Origin of the sequence: Actinomadura verrucosospora, assembly GCF_039540335.1 — a bacterium.
Classification (GTDB): domain Bacteria; phylum Actinomycetota; class Actinomycetes; order Streptosporangiales; family Streptosporangiaceae; genus Spirillospora; species Spirillospora verrucosospora.
Window position 1 is genome coordinate 165,089 of record NZ_BAABEV010000001.1, and the last position, 19,433, is coordinate 184,521.

A 19,433-nucleotide genomic window follows, 5' to 3' on the forward strand; every position below is an offset into this window, starting at 1 on the left:
ACTTCACCTCCGGTTTGGTCGTCACAGTTGCCGTCACCGCCGAAAACCTGACGGTCTTCCCCAACGCACGTCCTAGGGGCGTGCGTCAAGGAAGACGCCTTCGAGGCGTAACTGCAACCGAAAGAGTCCGCCATGAACGTTGCACTCATCGTCCTTATCCTGCTGGGCTTCCTGGCAGGGGACGGCGTGAAGAAGAACGAGAAGGGCAAGAGGAACACGCGGGCCATCGCCCCGGCCCTCGCGGCCACCGCGATCTTCTGGGTCACGGGGATCCCCTTCGTCCCGCTCGTGCTCGCCGCCCTTGCGGGAGGTGCGGCAGGTCGGATCGTGAAGAAGGACGGGTGGGTCATCCTCCTGTCCATCGGCGCGGTCATCGTCGCTCTCTCGCTGGTCTCCTGACCAGCGGGAGGACCTCTGAGGACCAGTAGTCCCATGGTCCATTCCGGTCCGTGATCACCGCGGACCGGGCGTACCGGGTGTCCCGGCGGAGAGGCTTCGCGCCTCCTGCCGGGACATTTCGTCGTTAAGCCCGGCCACCACCTCAGCGCGGGCGTGCGCCGGGGTGTTCGGTGTACATCGCGATCGCCGGGAGACCGTCCGGCTCCGTCCTACTCGACCGAGGGAAGCGGTGGCAGCGGCAGGGGCAGCCCTGGCAGCCCGTCGATGCTGGCCGCGATGTGCTCCTTCTTCTGGAAGTAAGCGTCGAGCGACTCGTCGGTCTCGCGCGCGAAACGCGATGCGTGCAGCGGGCGGTCCTGTTCGTAGGTCATGAACGGGACGCCGTATCCGCAGGTGTCACGGATCTTCTCGGCGGTCACGACGATGATCGCTCGCAGGCCGTGCAGGGTCGGGTCGATGTCGGGGAAGTGGCCCATCAGCTCGGCCCAGCGCGCGTCGTCGCGGAAGATCGGCTCCCCGCGGCCGTGCACGCGCACGATGTTGGGCGGGCCGTCGAAGGCGCACCACATCAGGGTGATGCGGCCGTTCTCGCGCAGATGGGCGATGGTCTCGGCGTTGCTGCCGGCGAAATCGAGGTAGGCCACGGTGAGTTCGTCGAGCACGGCGAACGAGCCGTCGAGCCCCTTGGGCGAAAGGTTGACGGTTCCGTCGCCGGCCAGCGGCGCCGTCGCGGTGAAGAAGATGTGCTGCGACTCGATGAAGGTGCGCAGCCTGCCGTCTATCCGCTCATAACTCTTTCCCATGGATCGAGTATGACCGCACGGTGATCCTCCCCCTTGCCCGGCGTCCGTCCCTGTCACGGGGGACGGGGCAGCGAGGGCGCGCGTTCAGAAGTCCTCCCGGCGAACATTGCTGATCTTGGTCTGCCGGGGACTGTAGGGAGAAAGTGGCCCAAGCGGCCATGGACTCTCGACCAGGAAGTCCATGGCCTCGCTCGGCCATGGACTGTCCCGGCTAGGCCAGGACCAGGAGAATCAAATGAGAAGGACCAAATTGCCCACCCTTGCGGGCCCCCGGAAGGGTGCTTTCCTGATGGTGGGCTCGGTCGTAATCGTCGGGGTGGGCTTCGTGTTCACCCGGGTGCTGTCGGCCCCTCTCCAGGGGACGATGGGGATGACCGTCTTCGGCGGCGGCATCCTCGTCGCCATCGCGCTCGCGCGAGACGGCGTCCAGGGGCTGGACCCGCGCAGGCTGACTCCGCGTCAGCGGAGGGGCATGCTCCAGCACGCGCTGACCAGCTCGCTGATGAAGATCGGCGGGCCCATCGCGTTCGCCCACATCGGTGCGGGCCCCTACGCCAGCATCACCGCCCTGGGGAGCCTCCTCGCGGGGCTTCCCAAGACCACGTGGACGGGCCGGGCCCTTCGTGTCCCGATCTTCCTCGCCGTACTGATCTCGACCGGCGCCCTGATCGGCGTACAGAGCGTCAGCTATCTGGGGATCGGTGCCGCACTCGCCGCGGCGACGCATCCCTTCAACCTGCCGAGCCAGGCCAAACTGCTCGGCGACAAGCGCGACCAGGGTGTCGCACAGGCCAACGTCATCTGCATGCTGGTCGTCATCCCGGTGTGCTTCCCGTTGGCCGAGTACCTCGGGACTCCGGTCGGGACCTGGACATGGGGTCCCACCGAACTCGTCGCGATGCTGGGCGCGGGGCTGTTCGCAACGGCTCTCGCCGCCGTCATGCAGACGCGGGCAGGCATCTACCTGACCCGTGGCGGCATGGGGGTCTGGGCCGCGACGGCCCCGGCTCTCCAGCCGATGGTGGCCGTGGCCCTGGCGCCCGTCCTCCTCAGTCTGTTCGGCGTCGCGACGGTGATCCCGGATGCCATCCAGTGGGCGGCCTTCGGAATCGTCACCTCCACGTCCGCCATCACTGCACGGCTGGACGCGGAGGCGGCCGAGGCCGAGGCCGCACAGAAGGCGAAGGCACCGACAAGGCAGGAGTGATCCCGCCCTACCTGTTCTGGTGGCGCCACGACGACTCCGTCGCCGCGCCACCCGGATGACCGCAACACGAGAGCCCGGTCCCGCCGGGCTCTCACGTTTTCGCCCCGGACCTGAACGCCGGCGCGCGGTCTCGTCCATGACATCCGGGCCGCGGGAGCCCACGCGTTCAGGTACGTAGCGGGCATGACGGGCAGCGAACGAAAGAACCCCGCCCGCATGAGCAGTGCGCCTGCTCAGGCGGGACGGGGCTCTGGTCAGTGTCGACGAGCGGCCCCCCTTGGGGGAGGGCCGCCGACTTTACGGCCGAGAAGACCGCGACTCAGTTCTCCGGAAGGATGGCCTCGGAAGCCTCGATGGCCGCCGCCTCGGAGCCCTCTGGCGATGCCAGGACCTCCCGGTAAATCCGGTCACTCTCGTCGAGGCGCGCCAGTCGCGCCTGCTGCTCTTTCTCACTTTCGGACATACGCCCTCCTGGTTTGCGAATAAACCTGCGCGTTCGTGCTACAGGTCGCAGGAGACCGTCCGCGCTTGCGCGATCTCCGCACCCCTGCGGCGTGGTCCGTCGCTTCACGAAAGCGTGCAGATGGCCTCGGACGCGCTCGGAGCGCCTGTCGCAGGGGGCCCAAGCGAGCAGCCCCAGAACGGGCACGGCGTGAAGGGAAGGGATCGGGCACGTAGCGGGGCCCGGTGGTCGAGGAACGAGAGCGGTCGGCGTCAGCGATTCGTCGCTGACGCCGGCCGTTGTCGCGGGGAGCGGGTCGCGGAGATCGAACTGCCGACGCGACGTATGCTGCGCCCGTGAAGCTGCGCTTTGAGACGCGCCGGTCCGACTCGCCGTGGATCGACACCGTCTGGACCTGCGTGAATGAGCAGGTCCAGACGATGACGTCAGTCGCGGGGGTGCGCTGGGGCCTGGTGTTCTGGGAGCAGGACGGCCGGGCGTACACGGGGATCACCGGTCCCGGGACCCGGACCGGCACGGCGCCCGTGCCAGAAGGCGCGGCCTTCACGGGCATCGAGTTCGCCGTGGGCACCTCGTTGCGGGCCGTCCCCACGTCGACGCTGGTCAACGGCGGCATCGAGCTCCCCGACACCACGCGCCGGACGTTCCGGCTGGACGGCGGGCGCTGGGAGACGCCCGGACCCGACGACGCCGAGAACCTCGTCGGACGTCTCGTCCGGGCAGGGGTCGTGGTCCGTGACCCGCTCGTCGCCGAGGTGCTGCGGGGCCACCGCCCGGCCGTCTCGGGGCGAACGGTCGAACGCCGGTTCCGCGCCGTGACCGGGCTGACGCGGGGCGGCGTCCGGCAGATCGAACGGGCCCGCAGGGCGGCGGAGCTGCTGGCGCTCGGCGAACCGGTCGCCGACGTCGTCACCAAGCTCGGCTACTTCGACGAGTCGCACCTGGCCCGGGCGCTGCGCTCCTACGTCGGACGCACCGCCGGGCAGCTGCGCGAGGGCGCCGGCGGCGCGATCGCCCTCGACCTGGATCAGCGCTTGACGTCGTAGACGAGCTTCAGGATCCCGTTCGAGTAGCTCTCCGACTCCCGCAGCACCAGCATCTGCTTGTCGCGGTCGGCCCGGCCGAACAGGCTCTTCCCGGCACCGAGCAGCACGGGGAAGACGAGCAGGTTGTACTGGTCGACCAGACCCGCGTCCGACAGCCGCCGGGCCAGCTCCGCGCTCCCGTGGATGAAGATCGCGCCCCCTTCGCCCTCCTTGAGCGCGGCGACGTCCTCGGTCGAGCGCAGGATCGTCGTCGGGCCCCACCCGTCGACGAGGGCGTCATCGGACAGCGTGGTCGACACCACGTACTTGGGCAGTTCCTTGTAGTCGGCGTGGTCCTCCGAGCCGGGCCAGACCTGCGCGAACGCCTCGTAGCTGCGGCGGCCGAACATCAGCGCCGTCGTGTCGGCGAGCTCCTCGCCCTTCAACGACCAGGCTTCCGGGACGAACTCGAGGTCCTTGAACACCCATCCGCCGCTGCGGTGCTCCTCCCCCGGCCCGCCGCCAGGCGAGTCCACGACACCGTCGAGCGACATGAAACCGGTGTAGACCAGGTCACGCATTGTGTTGTCTCCTCATGTTCGGATGAGTCGCTGGGGCCACGCTAGTTCGTGACCGCGGCGGCCGTCTTGGACGGAAACGACAGCGGTCTCACCTTGGGGAACAGTGTGACGCCCCAGCCCCTCCGCGAAGGTCCTGGGCGCGACGGCCACTCCAGGCTCTCTGCCCATATGAGTCCGGCGGCCCGGCGGCGAGGCGTTTGTCTGGCGCCGCTCGCCCTGCGAATGATCAAGCCGCGAGTTCGGGGGTCACGTCCCTCACTCCGGTGTTCCGTGGTGCTCCCTGACGGCGGCGAGGACATCACCCAACTGACCACGTGCTCGGGCAGAACGCAGGTGGTCCAGGTAATCACGGGATTCGATGATCTTTCCGTCGCGGACCCGCATGACGAAGACCGCCGGAATGATGAACGGCTGACCGGTCTCCACCACAGTGCCCTCGTACCGGAACTCGGCCACGATGACCTCGGGATCTGCGGTCTCATGAACATTGATTCCGGCCGGACGACGGCGAAGCGCATGCCCTTTGTAGGTGCCAGGTGGCACGCCGATCCCAAAGTGCGCACGCAACTCTTCAGGCGATCGCAGCGGGGGCGCCGCGAGCGGATGGAAAGGGTGCTCTACGTGAGTCTGCTCGGCGTAGAGCTCGATCACGTCCTCCCAGCGTTCTTCGCAGACGCCGTGCACCAGCCTCAGAAAGACCTCGTGCGGAGTCAGGGGGTCGGGCATGAGACTTCTCCCATCAGAGATCGCCTTCGTCGGCCGCCCGCACGTCCACCGGTGGACGAGTGTGGACAGGGGCCTCAATGTAGTTCGCTGAGGAATTATTCGTCAAGGAACTACCCGTGCCCGCTCCTTCGGCGGCCCGGCTGCCTCCACCTCAGGCGCGCGGCCCCGAGCAATCGAACCCGCGCCGGCGGCGTAGGAAGTGCACACTCCGCACTACCGCAGCCGGGAATTGATATTGTCAAACGGTGTCATCATTCAGCGGCTGGGCCGTTATCGACCTGAAGGACGGGCGGGACTCCGAGGAATTCGCGCTAGCGCTCGCGGCCGCCCACCAGTCGGCCGTCGACGTCGCCACTCAAGGGTCGAGGGTTTTCGTTTTCTCCGACTTCGGCGTGACATTGTCGTCGGTGGTGGGAGACCTGCTGCCGGAGTGGGGTGTCCGGGCGATCGCGGCCTCCGATTTCGACGAACACGGCGTGATCAACGAGGTTCTCGGCCCCGACGGCGCGGCCGTGCACGTCGCCTCGATCGATGAGGAGGGCGATGGCCTTCCGGACAACGACACGGTGGAGAGCCGACGGGCTGCGGCCGCGCTGTTCGGCGCGGAGCCGTCCGCCCTCGACGAGGTGTCGGAGACCTGGAGCGACGAGGGCGCTCAACCGTCGGTGCTGGGCGTGCCTTATTTGAAATGGTGGACGGCCCTCGGCGCCCCCTGGCCGCACCCGTTCGAGTCGACCACGATCGACCCCCGGACGGCGTCCAGCTCCTGAACTGCGCCACCACTCAGGCGGCTGTCCTGAACTCGGACTTCACGGGCGATCCCCTTCGGGGCCGGGCCGGACGAGTTCCGCGAACGGCAACGGGCAGCATGGCTGGTCGGCGCACGTCATCAGGTCGTCGCACCCAGCATTGATCGCTTCGTGCAGAGCCGAACGGATGACCTCAAGGTCGGCCATACGCTCCTCGACCTCGATCACCTTGAGCCGTGCCCGCTCCCTCAAGCCGCCGTCGCGTCGCCCGTGCCGGTGCTGGGCCGCCTCCAACAATTCGGCGACCTCGTCCAGGCTGAATCCGAGCCGTTGCGCAGTCTTGATCACCCGCAGGACCGTGACCGCCTCGGCGGGATAGAGCCGATGCCCGCCCAAGGTCCGCTCGGGCTCGCCCAGCAGGCCGCGCCGCTCGTAGTAGCGCAGGGTCTGCAGGTTCACCCCGGCCGCCTCGGCGACCTGGCCGGATCGCAGTCCCTCGTACTGACCGCTCATCCCGTCCAGCCCACTGCCACGACTTCCGGCGGGGCGGTGCGCTCGGCCAAGGCCTGCATCCCGTCCAGCATCGGCCCCGCCTCCGGCGGCGCGGTCACCTCCACCCTCAGACCAGCTCCAGTGCGCTCGAACGCGAACCCCAGGAACGCACAGCACTGCTGTTCGGCCTCGAACACTTCGCGGAGTTGTGCCTCGCGCGCCTGGTCGGCGTCGAACATCAGGCACAACCGCAGCGGCTCACGTTCCACACCGGTCAGTGACTCGGCGAACAGCGACTCGAACTCTGCCAGCCGATCCACCATCTTGTTCGGCGACAGTGTGCACACGATCGGTACTTCAGAATCGGGCATCCCAGCTCCCTCATCACGGTGATTGCTGCCCCGGCGGGGCCACACCTCGACGGTAAGCCTGTATCCAGGTACAGGATGCAACCCCTATGAGGTGACTGAGCGTCGCCTGCTGGGCCCTACTTGTCGGCTGCCGCGTACACCAGTTCGAGGGTGCCGGACGGGAAGGCCGTGCTCTTCAGCAGGCGCAGGTTCGCGGGCTGCTCCAGCTCGGGGAACAGCGGAGCGCCCTTGCCGGTGGCGGCGGGCAGCACCCACAGCCGGTACTCGTCGACCACGCCGAGTTTGATCAGGGAGTGCAGGAACGCGGTGCCGCCGGCGGCGACGAGATCCTTGCCGGGCTCGGCCTTGAGCTTGGCGATCTCTTCCGCCGTGTCACCGCCGGCGATCCGGGTCTCGGGCCAGTCGTCGGCCGACTCCAGGGTGCGGGAGAACACGACCTTGGGAATCTCGTTCATGGCCTGGGCAGAGGGGTGGTCGGAGCCGGGCCAGTATCCGGCCATGATCTCGTAGGTGGTGCGGCCCATGAGGAAGGCCCCGGCCTCCCACAGCCGGCTGACGAAGTACTTCTCCTGCTCGGGATCGTCGATGCTCGTCATGACGTCCCTGATCCCGTTGTCCCCGTCAGCGCTCTTGCCGTCGAGTGAGACGTAGAAAGACAGAATCAACTTGCGCATCCGGTGCCTCCATGTGCTTCTTCCGCGCCGGGACGTTCTCAGCGTCCACCGCTCGGGTCGCTCGTGCTCAGTGGCCGACCATTCACACACTCAGACCGCCGGTCCCACCAGAACTCATCGCGCTCCGGGCGTGGAAACCTCTCACACTTTCGCCCACGGCGACGACGGAGGAGTTTCCGCAGGTGAAGAAGGTGGCGTTGTGAGGCTCCGCAGGCAACGACCGTCCTCTCACCCCGGCCCGCACCGCCAAAGGTCGCGCAGTGCGTCGTTGACCGTGCTGGGCTGTTGTACCTGCGGGTAGTAGCCGGGCACCTTCAGGTACCGGGCGCCGATCCGGTCGGAGATGAACTCCGCGGCGGCGATCAGCGGCTCGCCCGCATACCGGCGGTAGAGCTCGGGGGCGTCCTCCCAGGTACCCGAGATCACCAGCTTGGGCCACGGCGCGGCGGCGAGCCGGTCCAGCGGGATGTCGGCGTCCCAGCAAGGCCGCTCGCGCATCGCGGCGCGCACCGCCCGCAGGCGATCCGGCGTGGCCTCCGGCACGGGCATCCCGATGCCCTCGGTGGCCGCCCGCAGGTACTCCTCCGGGGTCATCTCCGGTGGCAGTCCCGCAGTGCTGGCGCGAGCGCGTTCCAGTGCCTCGTCCACCACCGGATGCCCGGCCGCGGGACGCAGGGTGCCGGGTTGGATCAACGTCAGCGACCGCACCAGGTCAGGTCGGCGCGCGGCGGCCAGCATCGCACCCGCACCGCCATAGGAGTGGGCCACCAGATGGGCCCCGTCCCCGAGCAGGGCGGTGATGTCGTCCGCGTCCACCTCATAGTCGCTGCCCTCGATGTCCGGGCTCGCCCCGTGACCGCGCCGATCCATCATGACCAGCCGGAACTCATCCTCCAGCGGCCGCTGATTGCCGAAGCCGTACACCTCGTCGGCGCCCCAACTGAAGATCCCGTGAACGAAGACCGCTGAGACCGCACCATCTCCCCACACCGTCGCCTGCACTGCCATTAACACCCCTCACCGCCAGACCATACGCCGCCATTTATCTAACCGTTTGAGTCCCACGAGACGGCCAGGCCCCGGGGGCGTGACAGAGAGCTTCACGCAGGCATGACCTCAGCCTGCGGGGGCTAGGGAGCCCGGCTTCGCGCACGATTGGTTGCCGCAACGGTGGTTGGGCGCACCGTGAGTGCTGAGAAATAACGGCGGTGGGCCAGTGTTTTGTAGCCACCCCCCGAGCGGCCGGTTCGTGGCAAAGTGGCGGGTATGCCTGGCGCGCGGTACGGGATGGATGCGCCCTACGGATTCGGCTTCGTGGGCTTGGTGGTGTTGGGGTTCTGGGTGACCGGGCTGGTGATGGCGGTCACCGCCGATCTGGCCGCCGCGCTGCCCGCGCTGGTCTCCGGCACGCTGCTGGCGGGGTGCCTGGCCCTGAGCCTGCACGCCACCCTGCGCGGCAAGTTCCTGGTCTGGCGGGACGTGCTGGACGAGCTGGACCTGCGTGGCGACGAACGGCTGCTCGACCTCGGCTGCGGACGCGGCGCCGTCCTGTTGGCCGCAGCCCGGCGCCTCCCGCAGGGCCGGGCGGTCGGCGTGGACCTGTGGCGCGGACTGCACCAGTCCGGCAACACCCCGGCGGCGACCCTGCGCAACGCCCAGGCCGAAGGGGTCGCCGACCGCGTCCATGTGCAAGGGGGTGACCTGCGCAAACTCCCGTACGCGGAGGGAAGCTTCGACCTGGTCGTGTCCAGCCTGACGGTGCACACCATCTTCAGCGCGGACGCCCGCGCCCAAGCGATCACCGAGGCGTACCGGGTGCTGCGGCCGGGCGGCCGCCTGCTGATCGCCGACCTGGCGCGGACCCCCCGCGAGTACGCCGCGGTGCTGGCCCGGCTGAACGCCCAGGACATCCGCGTGCGCGGCCTCGGCTGGCGCGTGTGGTGGGGCAGTCCGTGGGTCCCGACCCGCCTACTCACCGCCCGCAAACCAGCCACCCCCTGAACGCAGGTCATCCTCCGCCTCGGCGGCAGGACCACCATCATCGCCATCGCGGTGTCCACTTTGGGGAACTCGGAAATCGAACCCGCGCTGTCAGCTTGGGAAGCATGGCGCACCCGGTCGGCACCCTCACTGACCACCCCTAATGGCACGCTAATGGCACGGCACCCGTGCCGGGCCTGGGTTGTAGACGTCCTCGACGGCACATGCAGCACGTGTGCGCGACGCTCCGGGGTGCTTATTTGCGCGAACGGCGAACAAGGTGCGACAGACCGTTCGCGCGGATGAGCGCTCGGGCCCGCACGGGTCCAGGGGGCGGTTCGAGGCCGTCAGGGCAGCCGTCCCGCAGGGTGTGCCCAAGATCGGGATCTCCCACTTCAACTCGCGGCGCGGACGACGTGCAGCCGGCGGGCCACCGGGGTCGCGGTCAGGCCGTACAAGGTCACCGTTGCGACGATCACCAGGAAGGCGACGGGCAGGATCTTGGCGGCGCCGCCGATCCCCTGCGCGGCGAGTTGGACGGAGAATGTCGAGGCGGTGGCGGCTGCGACTATGCCGCGCGGATCCATCCAGCCGATGAAGCACCACTCGCCGGTCGTCAGGTCCGTTCCACGCGTGGACAGGTAGGCCAGGAGGGGTCTGACGATCAAGACCAAGGCGGCGACCAGCCCCAGGGCGGGGAGCGCCACATCGGCGACCGACCGTGGTGTGATCGTGGCCGAGATGGAGATGAAGAGCAGGCCGATGATCAGCTGGACGAGCGTCTCGGAAACGGGCCTGTGTTCGGGGAGGTCGAAACTCTTCAGGTTGGCCACCGCCAGTCCCATGATGACAGCCGCGAGCAGACCGGCGTCGTCGCGGGCGATGTCGCAGGCGGCCGCCACGACGACCACGACGGCGAGTTGCGCGGTGCTGGCGAGTACCTCGCCGAACCGGAGCCGTCGCATCAGCAGCCACAGCAATCCTGCCCCGATTACGCCGCCGCCCAGGCCGACTCCGATGCTGAGAACGAACTGCAGCACATGCTCGCCGGAGCCTAGACGGGCCCGTTGCACCACGCCGCCGAACACCACCGCGCCCAGGATGCCGCCGATCGGATCGACCAGTGAACCCTCCCACAGAAGGATTCGCCCCACCCGCTCCGCGGGCCGGACGAAGCCGAGCAGCGGGCCCACCACCGTCGGACCGGAGACGACCAGAATGGCCCCCAGCATTACCGCCGCGCCCGCCGACATACCGAGCAGCGGCACCGCGAGCAGCGCGGTGCAGGCCATCGTGAGCGGCACACCGAGCACGATCAGCCTGACCACAATGCGACGGGTATCTCCCCTGAGCTTCCGCATGTCCAGTCCCAGACCGGAGTCGTAAAGGATCAGCGCGACCGACAGTGACACCAAGGGCTCGAAGGTCGCTCCTAACAGCCGATGGGGATCGATGTCATCGGTCAGCGCACCCGCGACGAAACCGGTCGGGAGCAGGACGATCAAAGCAGGGATGCGCAACCAGCTCGCCAAGAGCTGGGAACCGACCGCGAGTGCGACGGTCAGCCCCAGCCCGAAAAGGAGCTGATCGGTTGTCATGGCGCCCCTTGGCCTCGCGTCCACCAGCGGAGACCCCACCCGACCCCGCCGCGGTCGCAATCCCGCGCTGTGGACTTGGCGATCCCTGTGCCCAGTGACCACACCAGTACCCGTGACGATCCGAAACTTGGCCGCGACTAAACGGAGTAGCGGCAGAACTTGCGCGGACACCCCGAAACGTGGATCCGAGGTGGCGAGTCATAGTGACGACCGGCCTCAGGGCCAGCCACCGACCGCTCCCAACCGGCTGCGGTGCCGTGAGCATCTCCAGCGCTGGCATCTCTCCCGTGCACCGTTGAGCCCAGATGAAGCGCCTGCGACCCCGCCCCGCTACCCAGCGCGTACTCCGATTGAGGCCCGGACGGCGCGAGACCCTGCTTACAAGCAAGATCGGCACTGTCCAGACCGTCCTCATCCATCCCCTGACCCGGGCCACGCTTGGTCCTCGTTCACCGATCGCTGTACGAGTCGTACGCGAGGTACTCACCGAACTCGTCCGGGAGCCATGTGGGAGTTCCCCATCGCCCGCCATGTTCCAGCGAACCCTTGTACTCGATCTCCAAAACGCTGCCATGCATATGGTCCATCATCCCGAGTCGCCGGTTCCTGCTGTAGAGGAAGAGCGAAACGCTGGTGTGAGGCTTCCCGTTGATGAGCTCCATCCCCAGCACTCCTTCCCAGCAAAACTGGAAGCCGTTGCCTTGTGGGGGCGAGCTACGGATGGGGCAGGAGAACGAGAACCCCTCGTCGTCCAGCAAACACTTATCCAAAGGCTCCGCAAGCGTAATCTCTTCCTGCAGAAGCGTGCTCAACTCCGTGACGAGCCGACTAATCCATCCCGGTCGGGGGTCATCTCTGCCGACCACCTGGTAAGCCTCCGATCCACTACTGAAGCTCAGGGCACCAACTGTAAGAGTTGGGCGGCGGCGGCCGGGCTGCGAGACGGGACCGGACGAAACAGGCCGCATGCCCGACGCGCCGAGGTGGGCGGCCGCCGACGACCGCGGGACGGGCCCCTTGAAGACTTAAGGAACTTCTCATCCGCCCCGGAGCGCGAGGTGTCAGGTCTCATGACCAGCGGGACAGATCGTTCTCAGGACCTGTGTGAAGTTGCTGGCCGCCGGGGCAAGGATCCCCCATCGCCCGGTTCAAAGCCCGCAAGCCAGAGGGGCCCAGGTAGCTCCGCAGCTCCGGCGGTTCTGCACCGTCGCCTCCGGCAATCAAGGCCACCGCAACACGATGACCGTCAACACAGGCGGAGCTTGCCGGGTTGTTCCTGCTCGAAGATCTCAATGAGCCAATCGAAGACCGTGGGGCCATGTTCTGCACGAGCGGCTTCGAGCTTCGCTCGGACCGATGGCCGGTTCGTCGGATGACAGCGCGCCAGTCTCAACTCCAACTGCCGCACCGTCTCGGCAAACCCCAGGCATCGCCGGCACAGTTCGTGATCACGCCACTCGACCACGAAGTCATCGTCATCGGGCGTTCCAAATCCGCCACGCAGGCAATCCGTGAAAGCGTCGACGTTCCGGCCGAAGTACCCGCCAGGGCCGTTCACCGATTCGCCCATGACCCGCCAGAAGTCCTCCAGATTCTGGATCTTCGTGCCGTCCACGACATAAACCACCGTCATCAGACGCACGATAGTCGACCTCGCAGTTCGGCCCTCACCGCAGTCCCTGCCGACCTCCGCCGCCGCACGCATCACGCTCAAGCCGCAGCATTATCCTCAACCCAACAGGATAAAGATCATCTAGTTGGAGCTCACCCACGTCTCGAGGCGGATCTGTCACACACCTCCTGAGCCCTGAAACCCCGGAGCGCGGGGCTGACCTCGGGCTTTGGCTGAGTGGAAGCCGCGCGGCAGCGATCATCGCTCGCCCAAGCGGCTGTCCTGGCTGCCACGCGCTACACGATGTCAGCGTTCGCGAACGGACTTGAGGTCGATGTCGAGGGCGAAGGGCTGAGTCGAGTTGATCCGGTCGTGGTGCACGCCGGTGGCGACGTATGCGCCGGTGGAGTCGTCCAGCTCATAGGTGTAGACCGCGAACGCTGGTGCGGTCTGGTCGGTCTCCACGCGCCAGTAGTGCCTGATGCCGGCTCCGGCGTACAAGGCCGGTTGCATCCGCCGGTCCTTACGCTTGGTCGACTGGAATACGACCTCGGCGACGAGGGTGACCGACTCGGCAAGGATGGGACGGTCATAGGGGTCGTGCTCGGTTGAGTACACGACGATGTCAGGGGCGATCTCGACCGGTTCTACCTCGTCGTCGTCCAGGAGCACATCCACATCCGTGTCCACCTGCCACGCGTCGGGAGCAGCGTCTTCGATGCGGGTCGCCAGGCGCCGCGCGATGCGCTGGTGGATCGGGCGGGGCCGTGGGCTCACGACAAGATCTCCGTGGATGAGGCTCACGCGTACTGGAAGGTCTTCGGGCAGCGCCTCGTAGTCCGCCCGGGTCCAGGTGTCACCGGACGGCAAGGGGAGCGTCATCGCGGGCATGGCTCCTGGTGCCTCCGGTCGGGTCGGTACGGATACTCACGCAGAGTACCTTCGGCACATCTCCCCAAGGCTTCGCCGTGGCAGCTGCCCCGGCGCCAGTCTCGGGCTTCGCCTTCGCCCAGGGGCGGGAAGGAGGCTGGCCATGAGGGGTGAGACGGTGGCGGGGACGGCCTCTGGTGCCGGTGGCCTAACTGCACGTTTAATTGCCCGGCGGCGTTCTGAGGCGAAAACGATCAAGTCCCAGGGACGGGGATCATGTCCCTGGGCTGGGCCTTCTGGGTGGAGCGGGTGACGGGAATCGAACCCGCGCTGTCGGCTTGGGGATAGTCCCGACCCTGCCTCTTGGTGCCCCTGACCTGGCGTAGCGCCGTACCGCAAGTGACCGTGAATGCCCTTCGATCACCCTGGTTAATGGCCCGCCGCCGCGGCCGCTGACCTGCGCCACGTCGCCTTGATCCGAACGGCGAGGGGCTAGCCGGCGGGCTTGGCGGCCTGGACGATGGCGGCGTGTAGCCCGTCCCCAGTGTCGGCAGTGGGGGTGATGGTGATGGTGGTGAACCCAGCGGCGCGCAGCTCGCGGCGGTACTCCTCGGCGCTGAGGGTGGAGGCGGCACATCCGATGCGCTGCTCTGCGGCGGCGCGCTCGTCGGGGTCGAGGCCGGGCTCGGCGATGATGTCGCTGACGCCGAATCGGCCGCCGGGACGCAGGACGCGGAAGGATTCGGCGAGGACGCGGGCCTTGTCGGTGGCGAGGTTGATGACGCAGTTGGAGATGACCACGTCCACGCTTCCGGCTGGTAGCGGGATGTCGTCGATGTGGCCGCGCAAGAAGTGGGCGTTGTCGGCTCCGGCCTGGGCGGCGTTGGCGCGGGCGAGGGTGAGCATGTCGTCGCTGGCGTCCAGGCCGTAGGCGGTTCCGGTCGGGCCCACGCGACGGGCCGACAACAGCACGTCCAGGCCGCCGCCTGAACCGAGGTCGAGCACGGTCTCACCGGGGTGCAACTCGGCGACGGCGAGGGGGTTGCCGCATCCCAGGCTCGCGCGTAGGGCGGCCTCGGGGACCTGGTCCTCGGCCTGGTAGGCGGCGGCGCCGAAGCAGGATTCGCCGCCCTCGTCGCTGTCGCCTCCGTCGTGCGGGGTGGCGCCGGCAAGGGCGGCTCGGGCGAGGCCCGAGTAGCGGGCAACGATCTCGTCGGTAGTGGGCGTGCCGGTGGTGTGGGCCTCGGGCATCACTCGTCTCCTTCGGGTGGGCAACTCGGCGCGGCCGGTGCGGGGCGTCCCATGACCAGGTCGGCGGCGGTGGGGAAGCACTCCACGCACGCGGTGTTGATCCGGTAGAAGCGCGAGGTGCCGTGCTGGTCGACCAGCACGAACCGGACTTCGGCCAGCACCTTGAGGTGCGCGGACACCGTCGACTGCCCGACGTGGACGGCGTCGACGATTTCTCCGACGTTCATCGGCCGTCCCTGCCGGGCGAGCAGGGACACGATCTGGACGCGCGTGGGGTCGGCGAGTGCCTTGAACCATGACGCGTACTCGGTGGCGGTCGGCCGGTCGAGCGGCCCTTTCTCCTTGTTCATCGTTCATCGACGATAGACGATGGAGTCGACGTGGGGAAGACCGGTGACCGATGCCGGGGGCGGTCAGGCGTCGGCGGGCAAGAGTTCGGCGAGCAGGGCGCGAACGCGGGTGTCGATCTCGTCGCGGATGGGCCGGACGTTCTCGATCGGCTGGCCGGCGGGGTCGTCAAGCTGCCAGTCGAGGTAGCGTTTGCCGGGGAACACGGGGCAGACGTCGCCGCAACCCATGGTGATGACCACATCGGCGGTCTGGACGGCTTCGCCGGTGAGGGGCTTGGGGAACTCCTTGGACAGGGCCAGGCCGAGTTCGGCCATCACCGCGCGGACGGCGGGGTTGATCTCGTCGGCAGGTGCGGACCCGGCCGAGCGGACGCGGACCCGTCCGGCGGCGTGATGGTCGAGCAAGGCGGCGGCCATCTGGGAGCGTCCGGCGTTGTGGACGCACACGAACAGCACCTCGGGCACCTCGGCGGCCTGGGTCATGGGGTCTCCTGCGGGGTGAGGCGGCGGCGCAGCGCCAGCGAGACGTACACCAGGCCCACCAGAACGGGGACCTCGATGAGAGGACCAACGACTCCGGCCAGGGCCTGACCGGAGGTGACACCGAACGTTGCGATCGCCACCGCGATGGCCAGCTCGAAGTTGTTGCCCGCGGCCGTGAACGCCAACGTCGCGGTGCGGGGGTAGCCGAGCCCGGCGGCGCGGCCGAGCGCGAAGGCTCCGGCCCACATGACCGCGAAGTAGACCAGCAGCGGCAGGGCGATCCGGGCGACGTCCCAGGGCCGGGAGGTGATCGCGTCGCCTTGGAGGGCGAACAGGACGACGATGGTGAACAGCAGCCCGTACAGCGCGGCCGGGCCGACGCGCGGCAGGAACCGTTCCTCGTACCAAGCCCGACCCCGCGTGCGCTCGCCGAGACGGCGCGACAGGTACCCGGCGACCAGCGGGACGCCGAGGAAGATGAGTACGCTGCGGGCGATGTCCCACGCCGAGACGTGAAGTTCCGTCTGGTCCAGGCCGAGCCATCCGGGCAGGATCCGCAGGTAGAACCAGCCGAACCCGGCGAACGCGATCACCTGGAAGACCGAGTTGAGCGCGACCAGGACGGCGGCGGCCTCCCGGTCTCCGCACGCCAGGTCGTTCCAGATGATCACCATGGCGATACAGCGGGCCAGTCCGACGATGATCAGTCCGGTGCGGTACTGCGGCAGGTCGGGCAGGAAGATCCACGCCAGGGCGAACATGACCGCCGGACCGATCACCCAGTTCGCCACCAGCGACGGGATCAACAGGCGCCGGTCTGCGGTCACGGTGCCGAGCCGGTCATAGCGGACCTTGGCCAGCACCGGGTACATCATCACCAGCAGGCCGAGTGCGATCGGCAGGGAGATCCCGTCGACCTTCACCGACTCCAACGCATCGTTCAGGCCGGGGACGGCGCGGCCGGCGAGCAGGCCGAGCGCCATGGCCGCGCCGATCCACACCGGCAAGAACCGGTCCAGCACCGACAGGCGGGCCGCTACGGCGTCCGCAGGCTGGGAGGCGGCGGGCTGCATCCCGGTGGGTGCGGCCTGGACGTCCGGTTCGGTGCCGGTCACGAAACAGCCGCGGTGACGCGCGGCCCGAGAATCGCCGACAGCCGCTCCAGGACCCCGGGATTGAGCCAGTAGTAGACCCACGTCCCGCGCCGCTCAGAATCGATCAACCCGGCCTGCTTGAGCACCTTCAGGTGATGGCTGATCGTCGGCGCCGTGAGGTCGAACGCGGCGGTCAGGTCGCACACGCACGCCTCGCCGCCCTCGTGGCAGGCGATCAACGACAGCAGGCGCAACCGGACCGGGTCGGCGATCGCTTTGAACAGCGGCGTCAGATCGGCCGCCTCAGCCTCACTCAAGGGCTCGCAGACCAGGGGCGCGCAGCACGCCCCCTCGGTGTCGACGGGGTTCAAGATCGGCAACTGCTGCTTAGACATACCTCTAATTTGACATCCATCTATGCACGGATGCAAACTCGGGCCACCGACTGCTTAGACAGACATCTAAACAGCGTTCACCGGGGCACCTGCCGACCGGCGACCGGCCGACACCGCCCACGACACGAGGAGGAACCGCATGTCCCGCGTCCAGCTCGCACTGCGCGTGTCCGACCTGGAAGGCTCGATCGCCTTCTACTCCAAGCTGTTCGACACCGAGCCGGCCAAGCTCCGGCCCGGCTACGCCAACTTCGCCATCACCGAGCCGCCGCTCAAGCTCGTCCTGATCGAAGGCGAGGGCGGCGAGCCGACCCGTATGGATCACCTCGGCGTCGAGGTCGAGGACGCCGGGCTCGTCACCGACGCGGCCAAGCGTCTGACGGACGCCGGACTCGTGACCCTGGAGGAGAACGACACCTCCTGCTGCTACGCGCTGCAGGACAAGGTCTGGGTTCATGGCCCCGGCGGCGAACCGTGGGAGGTCTACACGGTCAAGGCAGACGCTGACACCCTCGGCAAGAGCGCAGCCGACTCGACGGACGGCGACGCCTGCTGCGGCACCTCAGCATGCTGCACCCCCGACGAGCAGGCCCTCAACCCCACTCAGACTCCCGCTGAGGCCAAGGCCGCGTCCGGTTGCGCCTGCACCTGATCAACCGCCCAACGACCGTCCAGGGGCCGCGTGCTCGATCCGCGCGCGGCCTCTCCTCGTCCTCGGCGGGACCGCTGTAGTTCATCGGGCTTTTTCGCCATGGTTCGCACTATTGCCCAGCTCCGCGCGTGCTCTGACGAAGAACTGATCAGGGAACATGATCAGAAGGCGGGAAATACTTCGGTCGGCACTGCTTACTACGTCGACGAGCTGAACAGACGAGAGAACGCCCGGACGATTGAGTCGGCACACAAGCTGGCTCGTTGGACCTTGTACATGGCGACTGCCAGCATCGCGGCAGTTGTGATCTCTCTCGTTAAGTAGGGCTCGTTCGGGTGGGCGGACGGGCGACGCGGCGGGACCGGACGGGACAGGCCGCATGCCCGGTGCGCAGGGCTGACCTCAGGTGTTGGGTGACCAACCCTTCCCGTTGAGCGGGGCTCGCAAGGTCTCGGCCGGGGTCATGCATCTAAGGCCGGTGTCATCGTTAAGGCCGCTGCGCTTCCCACCCTCTCGGCAGTTGACTCCCACGGAAGTCCGCTGATTGCGCCGGGAGTGGATTTCGCCTCCCGGTCCGCAACTGCCTTCTCCCGCTCCTGGGCGCTGGGCAGACTTGGCGAGAGTCCGCCAAGACCGATCAGACCATCGCAAGCGGAGTCGACGCGCTCGTCCAGGCAGAGCAGGACGCAAGATAGCGACGGTTCAGCCGACCCCCGGGGCCGGTGACCTAATTGCACGGTGGCGTTCTGTGCCAGAAACGATCAAGGCCCAGGGGCGGGATCGTGTCCCTGCCTGGGCCTTCGCCTTGGGAGCGGGTGACGGGAATCGAACCCGCGCTGTCAGCTTGGGAAGCTGAAGTTCTACCATTGAACTACACCCGCGTCGGGCTGCCTTGGGGGTGCCCGTGCCCTGGTTACTGTACCGGATCGTCGGTGGGGGTGTGGCGTGGGATAGCTTTCTGGGGTGCTGCTCTCCGATCGCGACATCAGGGCCGAACTCGAGTCCGGGCGAGTGAAGATCGACCCGTTCGAGCCGGTCATGGTCCAGCCGTCCAGTGTGGACGTGCGGCTGGACCGGTACTTCCGGGTGTTCGAGAACCACCGCTATCCGCACATCGATCCCGCTGTGGAGCAGCCGGATCTGACGCGGCTGGTGGAGGTCGAGGCCGATGAGGCGTTCGTGCTGCATCCCGGGGAGTTCGTGCTGGCCTCGACGTACGAGGTGTTCGGGCTTCCCGAGGACCTCGCGGCGCGGCTGGAGGGGAAGAGCTCGCTGGGGCGGCTGGGGCTGCTCACGCACTCGACCGCGGGGTGGATCGATCCAGGGTTCAACGGGCACGTGACGCTGGAGCTGTCGAACGTGGCGACGCTGCCGATCAAGTTGTGGCCGGGGATGAAGATCGGGCAGATGTGCCTGTTCCGGACGAGCTCGCCGGCGGAGTACCCCTACGGGTCGGCGAAGTACGGGTCGCGGTACCAGTACCAGCGGGGGCCGACGCCGTCGCGGTCGTACCAGAACTTTCACCGCACGAAAGTGTAGTCAGTTCGTTACCCGGGCGTGACGGAAGTCACCAAAAGATGAAACATGTTCTCTGGACGGGTAGTTTCGGGCGACGCACAGGCATGGCGTCTGGTTGACAGCCTCTTCAGGTGAGGTCC

24 protein-coding genes and 1 tRNA gene are annotated in these 19,433 nt (G+C 67.7%); 7 read left to right on the top strand and 18 right to left on the bottom strand.

Features of this window, described 5'->3' with window-relative positions; translation table 11 throughout:
* Positions 1–132: 132 nt before the first annotated feature.
* Positions 133–399 (top strand): hypothetical protein, encoded by a 267-nt coding sequence (locus ABD944_RS00860; protein WP_345171248.1) that lies wholly within the window; start codon positions 133–135, stop codon positions 397–399.
* A gap of 209 nt (positions 400–608) precedes the next feature.
* Here ABD944_RS00860 and ABD944_RS00865 read toward each other — a convergent pair whose 3' ends face one another.
* Complete coding sequence (locus ABD944_RS00865) at positions 609–1,202, bottom strand: pyridoxamine 5'-phosphate oxidase family protein (RefSeq protein ID WP_345171250.1); 594 nt, start codon at positions 1,200–1,202, stop codon at positions 609–611.
* Positions 1,203–1,491: 289 nt separating this feature from the next.
* Here ABD944_RS00865 and ABD944_RS00870 point away from each other — a divergent pair, with 289 nt between their 5' ends.
* On the top strand, positions 1,492–2,409 hold the full coding sequence (locus tag ABD944_RS00870; protein WP_345171252.1) for a hypothetical protein: 918 nt from the start codon (positions 1,492–1,494) through the stop codon (positions 2,407–2,409).
* A gap of 319 nt (positions 2,410–2,728) precedes the next feature.
* On the opposite strand, the gene ABD944_RS00875 is transcribed toward ABD944_RS00870, so the two are convergent.
* Positions 2,729–2,872 (bottom strand): hypothetical protein, encoded by a 144-nt coding sequence (locus ABD944_RS00875; RefSeq protein ID WP_345171254.1) that lies wholly within the window; start codon positions 2,870–2,872, stop codon positions 2,729–2,731.
* Between the two features lie 335 nt (positions 2,873–3,207).
* Here ABD944_RS00875 and ABD944_RS00880 point away from each other — a divergent pair, with 335 nt between their 5' ends.
* Positions 3,208–3,918 carry a helix-turn-helix domain-containing protein gene (locus tag ABD944_RS00880; protein WP_345171256.1) on the top strand — a complete coding sequence of 237 codons (711 nt, stop codon included), beginning with the start codon at positions 3,208–3,210 and terminating at the stop codon, positions 3,916–3,918.
* Here the strand turns inward: ABD944_RS00880 and ABD944_RS00885 are convergent.
* Entirely contained in the window at positions 3,900–4,478 is a 579-nt protein-coding gene (locus tag ABD944_RS00885; protein ID WP_345171258.1) for a dihydrofolate reductase family protein, read from the bottom strand. The two genes, ABD944_RS00880 and ABD944_RS00885, sit on opposite strands and share 19 nt — an antisense overlap.
* A 255-nt stretch (positions 4,479–4,733) precedes the next feature.
* Positions 4,734–5,204, bottom strand: a complete 471-nt coding sequence (locus ABD944_RS00890; protein ID WP_345171260.1) for a nuclear transport factor 2 family protein — start codon at positions 5,202–5,204, stop codon at positions 4,734–4,736.
* A 245-nt stretch (positions 5,205–5,449) separates the two neighbouring features.
* Between ABD944_RS00890 and ABD944_RS00895 the strand changes: the two genes are divergently transcribed.
* Positions 5,450–5,974, top strand: a complete 525-nt coding sequence (locus ABD944_RS00895; protein ID WP_345171262.1) for a hypothetical protein — start codon at positions 5,450–5,452, stop codon at positions 5,972–5,974.
* Between the two features lie 39 nt (positions 5,975–6,013).
* Here the strand turns inward: ABD944_RS00895 and ABD944_RS00900 are convergent, their stop codons facing one another.
* The 4 genes from ABD944_RS00900 to ABD944_RS00915 all read right to left on the bottom strand — a co-directional run bounded on the left by ABD944_RS00900 (position 6,014) and on the right by ABD944_RS00915 (position 8,498).
* On the bottom strand, positions 6,014–6,466 hold the full coding sequence (locus ABD944_RS00900; RefSeq protein WP_345171264.1) for a MerR family transcriptional regulator: 453 nt from the start codon (positions 6,464–6,466) through the stop codon (positions 6,014–6,016).
* Positions 6,463–6,816: a hypothetical protein gene (locus tag ABD944_RS00905; protein WP_345171266.1), complete on the bottom strand. Its 354-nt coding sequence runs from the start codon at positions 6,814–6,816 to the stop codon at positions 6,463–6,465. Before ABD944_RS00905 ends, ABD944_RS00900 begins: the two co-directional genes overlap by 4 nt.
* Positions 6,817–6,932: 116 nt before the next feature.
* Complete coding sequence (locus ABD944_RS00910; protein ID WP_345171268.1) at positions 6,933–7,490, bottom strand: dihydrofolate reductase family protein; 558 nt, start codon at positions 7,488–7,490, stop codon at positions 6,933–6,935.
* 228 nt (positions 7,491–7,718) lie between these two features.
* A complete protein-coding gene (locus tag ABD944_RS00915; protein WP_345171270.1) occupies positions 7,719–8,498 on the bottom strand; it encodes an alpha/beta fold hydrolase in 780 nt (259 codons plus the stop codon).
* Positions 8,499–8,756: 258 nt separating this feature from the next.
* On the opposite strand from ABD944_RS00915, the gene ABD944_RS00920 reads away from it, so the two are divergent.
* Entirely contained in the window at positions 8,757–9,491 is a 735-nt protein-coding gene (locus ABD944_RS00920; protein WP_345171272.1) for a class I SAM-dependent methyltransferase, read from the top strand.
* A gap of 374 nt (positions 9,492–9,865) precedes the next feature.
* Here ABD944_RS00920 and ABD944_RS00925 read toward each other — a convergent pair whose 3' ends face one another.
* The 9 genes from ABD944_RS00925 to ABD944_RS00965 form a co-directional block, all read right to left on the bottom strand.
* Positions 9,866–11,068 (bottom strand): cation:proton antiporter, encoded by a 1,203-nt coding sequence (locus ABD944_RS00925; protein ID WP_345171274.1) that lies wholly within the window; start codon positions 11,066–11,068, stop codon positions 9,866–9,868.
* A gap of 449 nt (positions 11,069–11,517) precedes the next feature.
* Positions 11,518–11,730, bottom strand: coding sequence for a hypothetical protein (locus ABD944_RS00930; protein WP_345171276.1), 213 nt, complete (start codon positions 11,728–11,730; stop codon positions 11,518–11,520).
* Between the two features lie 584 nt (positions 11,731–12,314).
* Positions 12,315–12,701, bottom strand: coding sequence for a barstar family protein (locus ABD944_RS00935; protein WP_345171278.1), 387 nt, complete (start codon positions 12,699–12,701; stop codon positions 12,315–12,317).
* Positions 12,702–12,986: 285 nt separating this feature from the next.
* Complete coding sequence (locus tag ABD944_RS00940) at positions 12,987–13,571, bottom strand: Uma2 family endonuclease (RefSeq protein WP_345171279.1); 585 nt, start codon at positions 13,569–13,571, stop codon at positions 12,987–12,989.
* 471 nt (positions 13,572–14,042) lie between these two features.
* A complete protein-coding gene (locus ABD944_RS00945) occupies positions 14,043–14,801 on the bottom strand; it encodes a methyltransferase domain-containing protein (RefSeq protein ID WP_345171281.1) in 759 nt (252 codons plus the stop codon).
* Entirely contained in the window at positions 14,801–15,151 is a 351-nt protein-coding gene (locus tag ABD944_RS00950) for an ArsR/SmtB family transcription factor (RefSeq protein WP_345171283.1), read from the bottom strand. Before ABD944_RS00950 ends, ABD944_RS00945 begins: the two co-directional genes overlap by 1 nt.
* Positions 15,152–15,214: 63 nt before the next feature.
* Complete coding sequence (locus ABD944_RS00955) at positions 15,215–15,634, bottom strand: arsenate reductase ArsC (protein WP_345171286.1); 420 nt, start codon at positions 15,632–15,634, stop codon at positions 15,215–15,217.
* On the bottom strand, positions 15,631–16,707 hold the full coding sequence (gene arsB / locus ABD944_RS00960) for an ACR3 family arsenite efflux transporter (protein ID WP_345171827.1): 1,077 nt from the start codon (positions 16,705–16,707) through the stop codon (positions 15,631–15,633). The genes ABD944_RS00955 and arsB overlap by 4 nt, the downstream gene beginning before the upstream one ends.
* A 38-nt stretch (positions 16,708–16,745) precedes the next feature.
* Complete coding sequence (locus ABD944_RS00965; protein WP_345171288.1) at positions 16,746–17,123, bottom strand: ArsR/SmtB family transcription factor; 378 nt, start codon at positions 17,121–17,123, stop codon at positions 16,746–16,748.
* A 139-nt stretch (positions 17,124–17,262) separates the two neighbouring features.
* Here ABD944_RS00965 and ABD944_RS00970 point away from each other — a divergent pair, with 139 nt between their 5' ends.
* The gene (locus ABD944_RS00970) at positions 17,263–17,775 is read left to right on the top strand and encodes an ArsI/CadI family heavy metal resistance metalloenzyme (RefSeq protein ID WP_345171290.1); all 513 of its coding nucleotides are present in this window, start codon (positions 17,263–17,265) and stop codon (positions 17,773–17,775) included.
* Between the two features lie 810 nt (positions 17,776–18,585).
* On the opposite strand, the gene ABD944_RS00975 is transcribed toward ABD944_RS00970, so the two are convergent.
* Positions 18,586–18,656 (bottom strand) — tRNA-Gly (locus tag ABD944_RS00975).
* 82 nt (positions 18,657–18,738) lie between these two features.
* Between ABD944_RS00975 and dcd the strand changes: the two genes are divergently transcribed.
* Complete coding sequence (dcd, locus tag ABD944_RS00980) at positions 18,739–19,314, top strand: dCTP deaminase (RefSeq protein WP_345171292.1); 576 nt, start codon at positions 18,739–18,741, stop codon at positions 19,312–19,314.
* Positions 19,315–19,433: the final 119 nt, after the last annotated feature.